This is a genomic window from Paenibacillus phytorum (assembly GCF_013141715.1).
In the GTDB taxonomy this organism is placed as follows: Bacteria; Bacillota; Bacilli; order Paenibacillales; family NBRC-103111; genus Paenibacillus_E; species Paenibacillus_E phytorum.
This window is the reverse complement of sequence record NZ_WHOA01000164.1, coordinates 105,815-122,295: the sequence shown is the minus strand read 5'-3', so window position 1 is coordinate 122,295 and position 16,481 is coordinate 105,815. Positions and strand designations below refer to the sequence as shown.

The following is a 16,481-nucleotide window of genomic DNA, read 5'->3' as shown; positions in this document are numbered from 1 at the left end:
CACAGCTCACTAGGTTACAAGTCCCCCGATCGGTTTGAAGCGATGTACTGGGCAACCAAAGCAGCGTAAGAAACACCATTTATCGTGTCCACTCTATTGACCTAGTACCATTAGAGGCTCTTATCTGTCGTTGATAGGATGAAAAGTTAGCTACTCAGAGAAATAAGAGCCTTTGGGAGTTTCTATTTGCGCGGAAAGTGGCTAATAGAGCGGAATAAGAGCCTTTAGAGGCTCTTATTTGACGTTGATAGGGCGGAAAACTAGCTACTTGGAGAAATAAGAGTCTTTGGGAGCTTCTATTTGCGCGGAAAGTGGCTAAAGGTGCGGGATAAGAGCCTTTAGGGGCTCTTATTTGTCGCTGAAATGGCGGGAAAGCTAGCTACTTGGAGAAATAAGAGTCCTTGGGAGCTTCTATTTGTGCAGAAAGTGGCTAATGGAGCGGGATAAGAGCCTTTAGAGGCTCTTATTTGTCGTTGATAGGGTTGAAGACTGGCTACTTGGAAGTATTTAACTACTGCAAATAAAATTGAAAGGCAACTCCCGATGATTTTGAAATCTTTCTTCGTGCGGACTCGGTACAATTACCATACAGAAAATGATGGCGACATGCACAAGGAGGAAGTATGCGGAAGAAATTAGGGTTATGGGCAGTTGGTACTGCCACGGTCGTACTTCTAGGATTGGGGGTGGCTGTTCTGGTTAAAGGGGATGACAGATCGTCGGATGCAGCAGATAGCTCAGCTTTTACGTATGTGAGTGATCCGAATTATTATACAGAAAAGTTCCGTCCGCAGTATCACTTATCACCGGAATCTGGCAATATGAGTGATCCGAATGGGATGGTCTTTTTCGAAGGTGAGTATCACCAATTTTATCAAAACAGTGGCCAATGGGGACATGCGGTAAGTAAGGATCTCATCCACTGGGAGCATCTCCCAGTAGCTCTGGCTCGGGATTCTCTAGGAGAGATTTGGTCTGGTAGCGCGGTGGTAGATAGCAAGGATACAAGCGGATTTTTTGGCGGCAAAGCGGGCTTGGTCGCGATATTCACCCATTTCAAAGGCGGCGTTCAGTCGCAAAGCATTGCCTACAGTGCGGATAAAGGCCGGACATGGACCAAATATGAAGGAAACCCGGTGATTCCGAATCAGGGCCTGAAGGATTTTCGAGATCCGAAGGTCATCTGGCACGCGCCTACCCATTCTTGGTTGATGGTAGTGTCTGTGGATAACCGTGTTCGTTTCTATACATCACCCGACCTCAAATCATGGAAGATGACCAGCGAATTCGGAAGCAATCAAGGATCGCACGCGGCCGTATGGGAATGTCCGGACTTGTTCGAGCTCCCGGTGGAGGGCTCCAATGCGAAGAAGTGGGTTCTAGCGGTAAGTATCGGCAGCAACGATACGACGAAAGGTTCCACTGCGCAATACTTCGTAGGTACGTTCGACGGGCTATCGTTCACGAATGAAAATAAGCCATCCGATGTGCTATGGACGGATTATGGAAAAGATTTCTATGCCGCTGTGTCCTATTCAGATATCCCGGCCAAAGATGGACGCCGCATCTGGCTGGGCTGGATGTCTAATTGGCGTTATCCGTTCGCGATGCCGACGGGCAGCTGGAAGGGGAACATGTCCATCCCACGTCAGCTTAGGCTGAGGAATATCCCTGATCAAGGATTGAGGCTGATTCAGGAGCCAGTGAAAGAACTCCAGACTTTGCGTGGTAAAGAAGTTGCCCTGTCCAAGCAGGAACTGACTGCAGGACATAATCCGTTCGACGCCATCAAAGGAACATCTTACGAGATGGTTACCGAACTATCTGTTCAGCCGAATGCGAAATTTGCGTTCAAGCTAAGAAAAGGAAGCGACCAAGAAACGAGCGTCAGCTACGATGCCAAGACGGAACAGCTGACGGTAGATCGAACACACTCAGGCATCAGCTCGTTCGAGAAGGGATTCGCTGAGAAAGTTTCGGCGCCGCTGAAGCTGAAGGATGGCAAGCTTAAGCTTCGATTTTTCGTAGATGAATCTAGTCTTGAGGTATTTGGGAACGATGGTGAGGCTGTCGTCTCCAGCCTGATATTCCCGGATCCGACGAGTAACCGACTGGAGTTAACTGCTTTGGAAGGCAGCGTCACGCTGGAGAGTGCGCAGTATTATCCGATGCAAACGGTATGGCGCAATGAAGATGTGAATGCTGCCAAGTCGCAGCGGATTGTGTTAAGTAAGAGCACGCTCGATGTGCCAGTGAATAGCAGTCAGCAGGTCGAAGCTTCGGTCATTCCATTAAGCGCTCCGCAGATTTTGAAATGGCAGTCTAGCAGCGAGGCGATAGCTACAGTTTCAGCGGTTGATGGTGGAGCTATGGTGAAGGGTGTTCAGGCTGGACAGGCGGAGATCAAGGCGATCAGCCCAGATGGCAGCGTGGTTTCGAGCTTCAAGGTTTTTGTCTACGACGGAAAATAAATAAGTGGAATGGAGAGATAGACCATGGATACAGCGATACAAACAGCGGTAGAAACCAAAATAAAATCTCGAAGCTTCCGAATGCATGAGCAAGCTACTGCATTCTGGTTTATTTTCCCGGCGATAGCCTTATTACTTGTCTTCGTGTTCTACCCAATGCTGCAAGCCTTCATCATCAGCTTTAAAAACTACTCGCTAGTAGGCGCAGGCGATGTATTTGTCGGAATGGATAATTATGTTCATTTAATGAAGGATCGCGCTTTCTTTAATAGTCTGAAGCATTCGTTTTATTTTGCTATTATCGTGATTCCGATTCAAACAAGCATCGCTCTGGGGCTAGCGTTATTGATCCAGAAGAAAACAGCGGCGGCAGGTCTGTTCCGAACGCTTTATTTTATCCCGGTTATTATTTCGACAGCGGTGGCTGCAACGGTTTTTAAGCTGATTTACAACAAAGAGTTTGGGCTCTTGAACAGTGTTCTCAAGGCTCTGCACCTGCCGGTTACAAGCTTTCTATCCGATCCAGACACGGCGATGAATGGCATAATTGTGCTGGGAATCTGGAAAGGCGCCGGATTTTTCATGATCATCTTCCTGGCAGGTCTGAACAATATTTCCCCTGATCTGTACGAAGCTGCCAGAGTGGATGGCGCATCGAGAATTCAGCAGTTTTTCAAGATTACGCTTCCTCTGTTGAATAGGACCATGGCCTTCGTTGTCATTATGACCACGATAGATGCGATCAAGCTTTCTGGACTCGTATTCGTGTTGACGAATGGAGGGCCGAACAGCTCGACTGAAACCGTTGTTTTCTATATCTATAAGCAAGCCTTCACACAGATGAGAATGGGGTATGCGACAGCGGCGGCTTTTGTGCTCTTTGCGATCGTGCTAGCCATTTCACTTATCCAAATGAAGCTGTTTAACAAAGACGCTGATTAAAAAGGAGAGACTTTGAGCTCCGCTCAAAGATCCCTGTAATACCCCACAAAGTGAAGCTAAGCTCTGAAGTATATTCCGTCCGCATCGAGTCAAAGACTCGATCGGCGTCTAAACTCACCACTTAAAGCGGTCATTCTTCCCGAATTGCTTCGATAAGAGTTTAGACATTACTTTGCGGGGGGCCCTAAATAAATATTAGGAGGAAATCGCTGTGAAGAGGGTAACCAACATCGTAAGAATGATCATCATGATTGTGATCGCTCTGATTTCTGTCGCTCCGATCCTATGGATGGTCGCCGGCTCGTTTCGTCCGTACCAGGAGCTTTTTAAATATACGTCTCTGAATATTCATCTGCTGATCCCAGTGGAATGGACGGGACGTAATTTTCATAATGTTATTTTCAATGCGCGCAATCCGTTTCTTCGTTATATCTGGAATACTCTGTTCGTGGCTTCGATCGTAACCGCGCTTGTGCTAATCATTAATTCGATGGCTGCATTTGCGTTTGCGAAACTCAAGTTTCGCTTTAAAACAGTGGCGTTCGCCTTATTTATGTCGGCGATGATTATACCGGGTGAAGTTACGCTCGTGCCGAACTATTTGCTCATGCATGATCTGGGCTGGCTTAATTCTTATAAAGCGCTGATCGTACCTTCGATGTTGTCCGTGTTTGGCATCTTTATGCTGAGGCAATTTTTCGCAGAGGTCCCAAACGAAATGATGGAAGCGGCACGTATTGATGGAGCTAGCTTACCGCGCACTTTCGTATCCATCGTGCTTCCAGCAGCAGTTCCCGCATTAATTACACTCGGCCTGATGACATTCCTTGGTAACTGGGATTCCTATCTATGGCCGCTCATTGTCATCAATGATCAGAAGATGCAAATGATCCAAGTCGGTATTTCCACGTTTTCCTCTAACGAAGGGACGGATTGGTCCAAAGTGTTAGCGGCGAACACGTTATCGACAGTGCCCATTCTACTGCTGTTCTTATTCTTACAGCGCTACTATATTCAGGGGATCACGATGTCAGGTATTAAGGGTTGATCTAATGAGTTTGCATAATGAGGAGAAAGGAAGCTTAAGATGAACTATGATGCAGTTGCACTAGGGGAGTACTTGATTGATTTTACACCTCTAGGTTTATCAGACGCCGGACAGCCTGTGTTTGAGCGCAATCCGGGAGGAGCTCCCGTGAACGTGATGGCCGCTATGGCTAAGCTCGGCATGAAGACCGGGTTCATTGGGAAGGTGGGCAATGACCCCTTTGGTAGGTATTTGCGGCAAGCCTTGCTGCAGCAGGGTGTGTCAGATAGCGGGCTTATCGCATCTGACGAGGCCCATACGACAATGGCCTTCATACATTTGGATTCGCAAGGCGAGAGATCCTTTCATTTCTCACGAAAGCCAGGTGCTGACCAGCTGTTGAGAGAGGATGAGGTGAATCTGGCCATGCTGGAGGGAACGCGGATTTTTCACTTTGGATCGATTTCGATGACAGTGGAACCCTCCTACACGGCTACGATTAAGTCTGTGCAGAAAGCCAAGGAGAAAGGTGCGCTTATTTCTTATGATCCTAACTGGCGTCCTTCTTTGTGGGAGGACGAACAGCATGCTAGGGAGGCTATTCATGCGGGCTTGAGATTGGCAGACCTCGTGAAAGTATCCGAAGAAGAGATCATTTTCCTGACAGGACAGCAGGATATGGAACTTGCTTCGAAACTATTGATGGAGCGGTATTCCATTGGGCTGCTATTAGTAACAGCGGGACCCAAAGGCTCATTTTATCGAATGAAGGATTGGTGGGGGAAGGTGGATAGCTATTCTGTTCATACCGTTGATACAACGGGTGCAGGGGATGGCTTTCTTGGAGCTTTTCTACATGAAGTGTTAAAGCTGGAAAAACCTTTACACGCTTGGAGCGAAGAGGAATTGTGCGGCGCTTTGAGATTCGCGAATGCAGCGGGTGCTTTAGCTACGACTCGGAAAGGTGCCATTCCTTCCTTAGGTACAATTGAAGAAATTCATACGTTAATCCGAACAGGAAATGTGTAATGAGAGATTAGGAATGAGGGTGAGATAGGATGAGTCATCAAGTAGTCAAGGAAAGAAACAGGGTTCACAAGGAACGAGTCGATCTAGCAAATAAGGCGTTGGAGCAAGCTTCTGCAGCAGTGGCAGAGGGGAACTACAGGCTTTACTATCATTTGATGCCTCCAGCGGGCTGGATGAATGATCCGAATGGCCTGATTTATTTTAACCATGAATATCATGTGTTTTATCAGCACTATCCTTACGCGTCCAAATGGGGACCGATGCACTGGGGTCATGCCAAAAGTAAAGACTTGGTGAACTGGGAGCATCTGCCTGTAGCGTTGGCGCCATCGGAGAATTACGATGCGGGTGAAAGCGAAGGCTATGGCTGCTGGTCGGGCAGCGCTGTGGACAATAACGGTGTGCTGACGTTGATCTACACGGGGCATGTCGATGGACGCACACCCACTGAGGTTCAGTGCATTGCCACAAGCACAGATGGGGTTACTTTCAACAAAGCAGCGTATAACCCGGTTATTTCCGACGCGCCAGAGGAAGGCGGCTTCGGATTTCGGGATCCGAAGGTTTGGCAGCATGATGGAATATGGTACATGGTTATTGGATACGGGAAAGACGGCTTGGGCAAAGCGCTGCTGTATAAGTCTTCTGATCTGCGGGATTGGAGCTATATCGGGGTCGCAGCTGAAAGCGATGGTACGATGGGGGATATGTGGGAATGCCCAGATTTGTTTCCGCTAGGGAACGGAGATGACCACGTGCTGGTGATTTCCCCTATGAATATGGGAACGACCAAGACGATGTATCTAATCGGCAGGCTTAGCTATGAGACCGGAATATTCGACTACCGTTACTCAGAGCGGCTAGACTATGGTTTCGATTTCTATGCTCCGCAAACGTTCGTGGACGGACAGGGAAGACGTATCCTCATTGGCTGGATGAACATTTGGGGCGCTCAAATGCCGGAGCAGGAGCATGGCTGGATGGGGGCTTTTACCCTGCCTCGCGAGCTGAGTCTTTCTGATGACGACGGAACGCTGCGGATACTGCCTGTAGAGGAATTGAGAGCCATGCGCGGGACTCATCACCGTGTCAGCAATCTGTCCATCTGTGCGGATACAGAAGTACCTTTGCCAGAAATTCATGGGGATGCGCTTGAACTTATAGCCATTTTTAACACGAATCAATCAGCCGGTGACGCTGAGTTCGGTCTGCTGCTTCGCTGTTCAGAAGATGGTTCCGAGTACACGGAAGTGAGCTTTTCGGCTGTTGACCGGAAACTTAGCGTGGATCGTAATCACTCTGGTGTGGGCGAAGCGGGTGTATGTGAAGTGGATCTGAACCCACTGGAGGATGGCCGCATTAAGCTGCAGATATTCATTGATCGCTCTTCTATTGAGCTATTTGCTAATAACGGGCTGAAAACCGTAACGAACCGCATTTACCCGAAGCCTGACTGTTTGGGAATCAAGCTGTTTGCCAGGAATGGAGAAGTATCTCTGGAAAGCTTGGACGCATGGAAGTTAACAACGGAAGGGTAAACAGGTCATCGATTGTAAGATTAGCGCGAAAAGCGCTTTTCTTACCCCTCATTATAAAAGCGCTTACATATATTGTGAATATGAAAATTAGGAGATGAGCATGCATGAAAATAGAGATCAAATGGATGTTGAAAGCACTTCTAATTCTTTTCGTTGCATGTACGGTGTCATTAGGAGTTACGACAGCTTACGCTTCAAGCTTCAATTCGAATATGCCGGGCTATACACCTATATCCGGAACCTGGTCCATCCAATCAGGCAGCGGAGTTAAGGGAGTAAGCGCAGCGAATACGAATGCTTTTGCCATGTCGACGACTACATCCGGGACTAATTTTGTGTACGAAGCCGATGTGACAGTAGACAGCGCCTCTGCATTCGGCGTAGGTTCCCTTGTCTTCCGAGCCAGCGAAGATGGTACCAAAGGGTACGTGGTCAGCATAGACCCGAATCTCGATCGTGTAAGGCTTTTCGACTATGCTACTGGTTCCGATGTGGGAACACTGTACACAACAACGATTCATACAGGTACTGCTTATCATCTGAAGGTAATGACTGACGGACCGCAAATCAAAGTATATCTAGGCAGCGTGCTGGCGATTTCCGTCAGTGATACGAAGTATTCCACAGGGAACTTGGGCTACCACGTGTATAACGGAACGGCTTATTTCCAGAATGCTTATCAGTATGAAACAACGACGAATGTAACAGGCTGGAATGTGACATCAGGGACATGGACGCCTACGACACAAGGCTGGAGAGGGACGGCTTCCAGCGGGCAAAATGCGTATGCAATCTCATCTACGAGCTCGGATAATTTTACGTATGAGGCGGATGTGCTTATTGAAGACACTTACGCGGTATCCACGCTGCTTTTTCGTACGAATTCCAGTGCAACACAGGGATACGGCCTGCAGATGGACCCGAATCTGGACAGGCTTCGTCTGTTCAATATCAGCGACGATGTAACGCTTGGCACGCAAACAGACACCCTGGATACCGGCAAAGTTTATCATGTGAAGGTGAAAGCTGAAGGCACTGTGCTCAAGGTTTATTTGCAAACCAATTATTTGCAGGCAGATGGCTACGATCCGATTCTGACGGTTACGAATTCAGCCTATTCGTCAGGCTTTGTCGGGCTAAATGTCTTCAACGGCAGCGCCAAATTCCAAAAAATTCTGATCAGTGACGCGAACACGAATTTGGCAGGTTGGACGGCCATCAATGGAAACTGGACTCCGCATTTGGACGGTGTGAAAGCCGTTAGCACAGAGGCGGCGGACGCGTTCCGAATCGCAGCGAACACCGCTTCCGATTTCGTGCTTGAAGGCGACTTGAAAGTGGATGCTGGTACGCCTTTCGCAACAGCAGGGCTTCTTTTCCGTGCGAATGCAAGCGCTACCAGTGGTTATATACTGAACATTGATCCAAATCTGGATCAAATCCGTTTATTTAAAGCGGGTACCGGAACGACGATTGCCACATCCGCGCGTACGATCGATACAGGAAAGATGTACCATGTTGAGATCGTCGCAAGCGGATCATCCATCAAAGTATATGTAGACGGCTATGCAACTCTGGCGATTAATGCGACTGACAGCACCTATTCTACAGGTAAAATTGGACTGAATGCGTACAACGGAACAGCCTATTTTCAGAATGTGCTTGTAACCGATTTAAGCGCATATTCGAATGAAATGTACCGTCCTGGGTATCACTATACGCAGGAAGCAAGCAAGGCGAGCGATCCCAATGGACTCGTCTATTATGCAGGTGAATATCATCTGTTTCATCAGGATGAAGGTCGGTGGGCGCATGCGGTAAGCACCGATCTTACACATTGGAAACGTCTTCCTATCGCGCTTCCCTTTAATGATTTGGGCAATGCCTGGTCAGGTTCAGCGGTCGTGGATACGAACAATGTGACAGGATTGTTTGACGGCGGCTCTGGTCTCGTTGCTTTCTATACGAATTATGACCCCGATAAAGTCGGAGGCAACCAGAAAATCAGTATTGCGTATAGCACTGACAAAGGGAGAACCTGGCAGCAGTATTCAGGAAATCCGATTGTACAGAATCCCGGCGGCGTGAACGGCGGATGGGACTTCCGTGACCCTAAGGTTGTTTGGGACAGCGATCACAATGAATGGGTGATGGTGGTATCTGGCGGGGATAATATCCGTTTCTACACGTCCACCAACCTGCTCACCTGGACATATACAAGTTCATTTGGTTTTGGAGGCTATCTTCATGGAGGTACCTGGGAATGCCCTGACTTTTTCCAGCTCGGGGTAGATGGGGAGGCGACGAACAAGAAATGGGTGCTTTCGATTAGTACAGGTCCAGCGACGCAAACGAACGGTTCCTCGTCTGAATATTTTGTGGGTTCCTTCGACGGGTCGACTTTTACCAGTGACAATCCGGCAAGCACCGTGCTTAGAAGCGAATATGGCAAAGATATGTATGCGGCTATAACCTTCTCAGACATTCCTTCGAATGCGCGCCGAATTGAAATCGGCTGGATGAGCAACTGGAATAATCCATTCAGTAAGCCAAAGTTCCCGTTCCGCGGACAACTGTCGATACCGCGCGAGCTTACACTGGTAACGTATCCGGAGGGTGTGCGGCTTGCACAGAAACCGGTTACTGAGATGAATAATCTTCGCGGCACAGCCACTACATTTAACAACGTTACCATAACACCGACGAGCACGAATTTGTTGTCCGGCTTATCAGGCAACGCTTACGAAATCGATGCTGATTTCCTGATTCCTACATCGGGCGCAGCCTCCGAGTTCGGGCTTAGTCTTAGAGAGCTTGGCAGTCAAAAAACCGTTGTAGGTTATCAGCCGCCTTCTTCCAAAATGTTCGTGGACCGCGTGAATGCGGGCCGTACCGATTTCACAGCCAGTTTTGCTTCGCGAAATGATGTAGTCGTGAGTCCAGTAAGCAATCATGTGAAAATGCACATCTATGTCGATCAATCCTCCGTAGAGGTATTCGGCAATGACGGCAAGGTCGTCTTCTCCGACATTATACTGCCGGATTCGGCCCGTGACGGCTTGAATTTCTATGCGACAGGCGGCAATGTGACAGTAGTCACCATGAATGTGTATCCGCTAGCAAATACATGGCGCGATGAACCGATTAGCGGCACCATTCCGCAAAAAGTTGTGATGGATAAACCCAAGCTGGAGATCGGCGTTGGCTCGACGCAGCAGCTCTACACGACTGTATTGCCGCGTACCGTAACGAACAAGAATTTGACTTGGAACACAAGCAATTCTACAATTGCCACCGTTTCAGCTGTGGATGCACGCAGTGCCAATGTAACTGGCGTCAGTCCTGGACGCGCCGTAATTACAGCAACGACACAGTCCGGCTCGATTGTAGGTACAACCGTCATACAGGTTGGTCCTGCATTCAGCACGAATTTGACAGGATGGACTTCAACCAACCAAGCGCAATGGATTCCGACGGCTGACGGGATTGCAGGTTATTTTGATTTTGACAGCAACTATATGACCACGGTAACAGGCGACAACTTCACTTATGAAGCCGATATGAAGCTGGATGCGTTGGGAGGAGCTGGATCGATCATCTTCCGAGGTGATGCTACAGGCTCGAACGGCTATTACTTTAATGTCGATCCAAGTCTGAAAACACTGCGTTTACTCTACAAGCTGAACGGCAGCTTTACCAGCTCGCAAATCATTGGCAGCGTGCCAATGCTGTTGCAGTCCAGTAAAACTTATCACGTGAAAATTGTGACCAGCGGGACTAACATCAAAATCTACTTTGACGGCGGTTCCATGCCGGTAATAGATGTCAACGATTCGCATTTCAGCAGTGGTATTTTCGGTCTTAATCTGTTTGGAGGCAGAGCCTATTACCAGAATGTGACCTGGGTCGCCAATTAATCAGTAACATGTCCCTTACATTTGCCGCAGCAGGCAGTGGTAAGGGATTTTTTTATAAAAAATTCTAAGCAAAGGAACAGAGTATATTGAAATCATTTGAATCAATCCTTTGTTAAGATACGAATAAGTTTATCTATATCATTGTTCAAAGGAATGGGGAGATTTGGATGAAAATCGGGTTCATAGGCTGCGGAGTGATTTCCGGTGCGCACCTGGAAGGCTTAAAGAAATTAAAAGATGAGAATAAGCTGACCTTTCAGCTGACGGCTGTTTGCGATCTTAAGTTAGAGAGAGTGGAGGCTTTTGCCGCAGAGGTGGAGAGCCAGCTTGGGCTTCGGCCGGATGTATACACAGAGTATCGCCAGATGTTGGAGCAAGGCGGCCTGGATGCGGTATCCGTCTTACTGGATCATGATCTGCATCATACAGTGACTGAGGATTGCTTCTCAGCAGGCATTCACGTGCAAATGCAAAAACCGCTCGCGATTTCACCTTCCTTTGGCCGCAAAATGCTTGCTGATGCTAAGAAGTTCAATAAAGTATTGACGCTTTCTGAACCGAGTGTGCTGGGCGCTGGGAATGTTGCGATGGCGCGCGCAGTAAAAGCTGGCTTAATCGGCGATGTGTATATGATCATGGATTACGCAACGGTCACACTGGGACGCTCGTTTTTTGCTGGAACTGCTTGGCGTCATATGAAAGGCCGCGCGGGCGCAGGCTGGATTAACGATCACGGGGTTCACCGCACTCATTTCTTCACGGAAGTGAATGGGCCTATCCAAGAAGTGTTTTCCTATACGCGAATTTTTGAAAAGGAATTAAACAACGGAGAAACAACCATTCACCCTACCGGAGAAGATACATCTGCCACTGTATTCCGTTTTGAGAATGGAGGTCTGGGTCATTGGATGTGCAGTACAGCAGCTCACGGCGAGAAGACTGACGGGGTATGGATCTACGGGAGCAAAGGATGCCTGCGTCCTGGTCAACACGTAACACTTGAAGACAAATCAATTGTTACCCATTCCGAAATCATCCAGCGTTACGCGCCTGAAGTTGTAGAAAACCCTTTTGCCCACTCTTACATTGAATTGTGGGAAGCGATCGCTGAGCAAAAGCAGCCTATTTCCAGCGCTGAACGTGGTCTCGAAGCATTGGGAGTCGTGTTCGCTGCCTTGGAGTCCGGACATACGGGTCAGCCAGTAAGTGTCCAAGACATCATTCGAGGTGAAAAGCATGCCTATGAAGATACAGTTCTAGCAGAAATGAAAACAGCTCGTTTTTGAATTAAACTGTGATGAGATCCACAATTAGTAAAACTAATGTGAAAACTGCTTGCGAAAACGCAGAGGTGAGATGCCGGCATACTGTTTGAAGCAGTTGGAGAAGTATGGGGCGTACCCAAAACCGACGCGTTCGGCGATTTGTCCAACTGGCAAATCCGTTTTGATCAGCAGCATCTTTGCTTGTTCCAGGCGATACTCGTGCAGATATTCCATCGGAGTACAGTGGTAGATCTCTTTCATGCACCTAACAACGTAGTTCGAGTGATAATGAAGAGCCTCCGCAAGTGATTCATTCGTCACATCAGCCTGATAGTGCTGCCGAAGGTAAGCTTCCGATTTCTCCGCGAGCTTTAAGGCGGGAGAGATGCTGCTTCCACTATACCCTTCCTCTAGTAGACGCAGAAGCTCCATGAACAGCTGCTGCTCGTTCCAAAAGGTCGCCGAGCGATGTTGGTCTGACGATGCGAGCATTTTGCGAAGGTGGCACTCGGCAAGGGTAAACTCAGGCGGTGAGGCATATTGCCGAATCCGAATCGTATAGGGATTTGCCCATGCATGCTGGACCGGGTAGGCTGGGTTTACAGCATTGTCCGTCGCCTGGAGCCAACTCCCTTTAAAGTCGAAGTGATTCCAATAGAAAACAGTCTCCGTCTCGCAGGGCTTCACCGCATAGTGATAACGGTCGGGCAATAGCAGTAGTGTCTGTCCTTCCGTAACCTCCCACTGCCTATCCTCTTCTCCGATGTATAACGTCCCTTTGACAACCCAAAGCAGATCGAAGATGCCGATATTTCGCCGGCTCGGGTGCTGCTCTCCCGGATATAAGGTCGAAAAGCCGGTCGTAATGTAATAGGGCACTGGCGGCAGCTCCATCCAAATGATTCCCGATTCGTTCATTCCCGATACCCTCCGAATGCAGTGTGAAATATTATAAAAAATAGGTTTGTTTTATTCGTATTTCAACCGTATATTCAAGGATAAACTGGATGAGAGCAATAATCAAATGTCATATAAATCATGTACAGTTCTAGGAGGATATTCATATGGGGATATCAATGAGCGAGCGGCAGAGTAGTAGGCGTGTACGCATACAGGACGGGTTTTGGAATAAATTTACAGAGCTGGTGCGAGGGACGGTTATTCCCTATCAATGGGAGGCGCTTAACGACCGAATTCCAGATGCTGAGCCGAGTTATGCGATTCGTAATTTCCGGATTGCGGCCGGGATGGAAGAAGGGGAATTCATGGGGATGGTTTTCCAGGACAGCGATGTGGCGAAATGGATTGAAGCAGTCGGATACTCGCTTGCAAGCCAACCCGACCCCGAGCTGGAGCGAACTGCGGACGATTTGATCGAGCTAATTGCCAAGGCCCAACACGCCAACGGTTATCTGAACACGTATTACTCGATCAAAGAACCGGGCAACGAGTGGACGAATCTTCATGAAGCTCACGAGCTCTACTGTGCTGGCCATATGATGGAGGCAGCGGTCGCGTATTACGAGGCCACTGGAAAACGAAGACTGCTTGATGTCGTGTGCAAATTTGCCGACTATATCGACACCGTATTTGGTCGCGAGCAAGGCAAACTTAGAGGCTATGACGGCCACCAGGAGATAGAGCTGGCGCTAGTGAAGCTGTATCAAGCGACGGGTGAGGAGCGTTATTTGAAGTTGGCGCAATTTTTCATCGATGAGCGCGGCCAGTCGCCGAACTTTCTGATTGAGGAATGCAAGCAAAGAGGTGGGTACAGTCATTGGATGAAGAAGGAGATGCCGATTCCGACTATCGAACAAATGGCCTATAATCAGGCGCATTTGCCAGTTTGTGAACAGGACGTCGCTATAGGCCATTCCGTACGGGCGGTCTATATGTATACGGCGATGGCCGACCTTGCAAGTCTGACTAATGACCGGGAGCTGATCGAAGCGTGCCGTCGATTGTGGGATAACACGACGAAGCGGCAGATGTACATTACAGGAGGCATCGGCTCGACGCATCACGGTGAGGCGTTTACCTTCGACCACGACTTGCCGAACGATACCGTATATGCGGAGACGTGCGCTTCCATCGGTCTAATCTTCTTCGCCCGCCGCATGCTGCTTCTAGAGGCAAAAAGTGAGTACGCCGATGTCCTAGAGCGAGCGCTGTATAACAATGTTTTAGGCAGTATGTCGCAGGACGGTAAGCATTATTTTTATGTCAATCCACTGGAAGTGTGGCCGAAGGCTTCCTTAAATAACCCGGACCGTAGTCACGTGAAGTCAGTGCGGCAGAAGTGGTTCGGCTGCTCCTGCTGCCCACCGAATGTGGCGCGACTTCTCACCTCTTTGAACGATTATATTTATACAATTTCTGCAGAGGATAACAAAGTGTATACGCATCTCTTCATCGGCAGCGAAGCGCTGTTCGAGCTAGCTGCCGGTCAAGTGGCGCTGAAGCAGCAATCACGTCTTCCTTGGGAAGGTTATGTACGGTTTGAATTAACTGCTGTTCCGGATGCTGCATTTACGCTTGCGCTGCGCATTCCGTCATGGTGCTATGGGCAAGCTGTGATGAAAATTAACGGCATGATATCGGAATACGATGTTGAGAATGGATATGCGACCGTAAATAGGCAATGGGCACAGGGAGACATCGTGGAATGGGAGCCGGTGCTTGAGGCGCAGTTAATTACCTCACATCCGGAGATCCGGGCCAATGCGGGTAAAGCTGCTATTGAACGCGGTCCGCTTGTTTATTGTTTGGAGGAAACGGACAACGGCAGCTTGCTTTCGAATTTGTCTCTCGATTGCCAATCGGAGCTGCATTCGTATTACGACACCGAGCTGCTCGGTGGAGCGGTCGTCATTGAAGCGAAAGGTCGCGCCGATGAACGAGCTTCCTGGCAAGAGAATACGGCGTACCGTCCGCTTGCGCAGCAGCAAGTGTCTGAGCCGGTAAAACTTAAAGCCGTACCGTATTACTTGTGGGGCAACCGACAGCCGGGCGAAATGTCGGTGTGGATTCGCGTTTGAATGATCTTCGAAACGTCACGTTTCGTTATAGGTTAGGGGCTGTCCCAAAAGTCATATTTGGTATATTCAGCTCCTGCTTTGTGAATTTCAAAGCCTGAATCCCTACTTCCATTGGATTAATCCAGTGGAAGTAGGGATTTGGCGGCCTAAAAGTCAATTCCATTGGATTATTTCCAATAGAAACACGAATTTCGAGGTCTAAGAGTCAATTCCATTGGAAAAATCCAATGGAATTATAATTTCGAGCTGAGGCTGTCCTCAAGAACGAAAAGGGACGCAAACATCAAGCAAAGTGTTTGCGTCCCTTTTATGTTGTGAAAAACGTTTAGTAGATAATGCAACAAATCATTAATTATTATCACTTGTTATCTGTAAAAAGCTTCGTAATCTATTTGAATTAACGAAAAAAGACCTCTTACTTAAGCAATGTAAGAGTCACCTCTATCGTATTATCAACAAACGATCGCTCTGGACGAGATTTCATTATTACGGTTAGTCCAATTAACGATACGATTAGCGCCTGTGATAAAGCCTTCGCGTTTACACCGATTTCAAGCTCTCCTGATTGAATACCTCGTTCAATGGTTTCTTGAAATATGACCGATAGATACATTTGATGTTCCCTTGTAAGAATTTCAAATTTCTCATCATGAGGCGCAAGTTCGACCATTGTATTGATGCAAAAGCATCCTCGGCTGCGATTTTCAGTATATTCCTCAGCAACCACACCTTCAAAAAAAGCACGAAATGCTTGTTTTACAGATGGATTTTTTTGAAGTTTGGTTCGGACATGAGAAGCACGGGACATCATGTATTTGCGCAGCGCGGCTTCGAACAATTCTTTTTTGTCTCCAAAAGCCGAGTAAATACTAGGCTTCTGAATTCCCATTCTGGAAGTTAAGTCGCTTAATGAGGTAGCCTCATATCCCTTCTCCCAAAATAGTTGCATAGCTGCATCTAATACTTTTTCTTCATCAAATTCGCGGGTTCGTCCCATAATCAATACCTCTCGTTACTATTGATTTTTCCTTAAATGTTCAATAATTCCGATCACATGTAAACACCTTTATTTTAACGTACCGTACAGTATATTAAAATTATATAATTAGCCGTTTATATTGTCAAACGTAAGTTAGTTTATTCTAACTAGGGAAGATCATTTCTGAAGATATAGCTTATTAAATCTATTGTTATCATTGACAATGATCGTTTCTATGCGTTATATTTACCAGGCATTATTAATACCGATCGGTA

Annotated in this window: 10 protein-coding genes; 8 read left to right on the top strand and 2 right to left on the bottom strand. The window is 47.8% G+C overall.

From position 1 onward, the window contains the following. Positions 1–623: 623 nt before the first annotated feature. From GC098_RS24165 to GC098_RS24135, 7 genes are all read left to right on the top strand, one after another. Positions 624–2,471: a GH32 C-terminal domain-containing protein gene (locus GC098_RS24165; protein WP_171645760.1), complete on the top strand. Its 1,848-nt coding sequence runs from the start codon at positions 624–626 to the stop codon at positions 2,469–2,471. A gap of 24 nt (positions 2,472–2,495) precedes the next feature. Continuing rightward, entirely contained in the window at positions 2,496–3,413 is a 918-nt protein-coding gene (locus GC098_RS24160; protein ID WP_246358903.1) for a carbohydrate ABC transporter permease, read from the top strand. A 211-nt stretch (positions 3,414–3,624) separates the two neighbouring features. After that, entirely contained in the window at positions 3,625–4,461 is an 837-nt protein-coding gene (locus GC098_RS24155) for a carbohydrate ABC transporter permease (protein WP_312880315.1), read from the top strand. 39 nt (positions 4,462–4,500) lie between these two features. Further along, positions 4,501–5,469, top strand: coding sequence for a PfkB family carbohydrate kinase (locus GC098_RS24150; protein WP_171645759.1), 969 nt, complete (start codon positions 4,501–4,503; stop codon positions 5,467–5,469). Positions 5,470–5,498: 29 nt separating this feature from the next. After that, positions 5,499–7,007, top strand: coding sequence for a glycoside hydrolase family 32 protein (locus GC098_RS24145; protein WP_171645758.1), 1,509 nt, complete (start codon positions 5,499–5,501; stop codon positions 7,005–7,007). Positions 7,008–7,111: 104 nt separating this feature from the next. Continuing rightward, on the top strand, positions 7,112–10,924 hold the full coding sequence (locus GC098_RS24140) for a GH32 C-terminal domain-containing protein (protein WP_171645757.1): 3,813 nt from the start codon (positions 7,112–7,114) through the stop codon (positions 10,922–10,924). Between the two features lie 167 nt (positions 10,925–11,091). After that, a complete protein-coding gene (locus tag GC098_RS24135; protein WP_171645756.1) occupies positions 11,092–12,210 on the top strand; it encodes a Gfo/Idh/MocA family protein in 1,119 nt (372 codons plus the stop codon). A gap of 33 nt (positions 12,211–12,243) precedes the next feature. On the opposite strand, the gene GC098_RS24130 is transcribed toward GC098_RS24135, so the two are convergent. Further along, complete coding sequence (locus GC098_RS24130) at positions 12,244–13,107, bottom strand: helix-turn-helix transcriptional regulator (protein WP_171645755.1); 864 nt, start codon at positions 13,105–13,107, stop codon at positions 12,244–12,246. 146 nt (positions 13,108–13,253) lie between these two features. On the opposite strand from GC098_RS24130, the gene GC098_RS24125 reads away from it, so the two are divergent. Then, complete coding sequence (locus GC098_RS24125; RefSeq protein WP_171645754.1) at positions 13,254–15,227, top strand: glycoside hydrolase family 127 protein; 1,974 nt, start codon at positions 13,254–13,256, stop codon at positions 15,225–15,227. A gap of 415 nt (positions 15,228–15,642) precedes the next feature. Here GC098_RS24125 and GC098_RS24120 read toward each other — a convergent pair whose 3' ends face one another. Continuing rightward, positions 15,643–16,224: a TetR/AcrR family transcriptional regulator gene (locus GC098_RS24120; RefSeq protein ID WP_171645775.1), complete on the bottom strand. Its 582-nt coding sequence runs from the start codon at positions 16,222–16,224 to the stop codon at positions 15,643–15,645. Positions 16,225–16,481: the final 257 nt, after the last annotated feature.

Bases quoted from the DNA above. Each gene is read 5' to 3' on its own strand.
- GC098_RS24165 (WP_171645760.1), top strand. From the start codon at position 624: ATGCGGAAGAAATTAGGGTTATGGGCAGTTGGTACTGCCACGGTCGTA.
- GC098_RS24160 (WP_246358903.1), top strand. From the start codon at position 2,496: ATGGATACAGCGATACAAACAGCGGTAGAAACCAAAATAAAATCTCGA.
- GC098_RS24150 (WP_171645759.1), top strand. From the start codon at position 4,501: ATGAACTATGATGCAGTTGCACTAGGGGAGTACTTGATTGATTTTACA.
- GC098_RS24145 (WP_171645758.1), top strand. From the start codon at position 5,499: ATGAGTCATCAAGTAGTCAAGGAAAGAAACAGGGTTCACAAGGAACGA.
- GC098_RS24140 (WP_171645757.1), top strand. From the start codon at position 7,112: ATGAAAATAGAGATCAAATGGATGTTGAAAGCACTTCTAATTCTTTTC.
- GC098_RS24135 (WP_171645756.1), top strand. From the start codon at position 11,092: ATGAAAATCGGGTTCATAGGCTGCGGAGTGATTTCCGGTGCGCACCTG.
- GC098_RS24130 (WP_171645755.1), bottom strand. From the start codon at position 13,107: ATGAACGAATCGGGAATCATTTGGATGGAGCTGCCGCCAGTGCCCTAT.
- GC098_RS24125 (WP_171645754.1), top strand. From the start codon at position 13,254: ATGGGGATATCAATGAGCGAGCGGCAGAGTAGTAGGCGTGTACGCATA.
- GC098_RS24120 (WP_171645775.1), bottom strand. From the start codon at position 16,224: ATGGGACGAACCCGCGAATTTGATGAAGAAAAAGTATTAGATGCAGCT.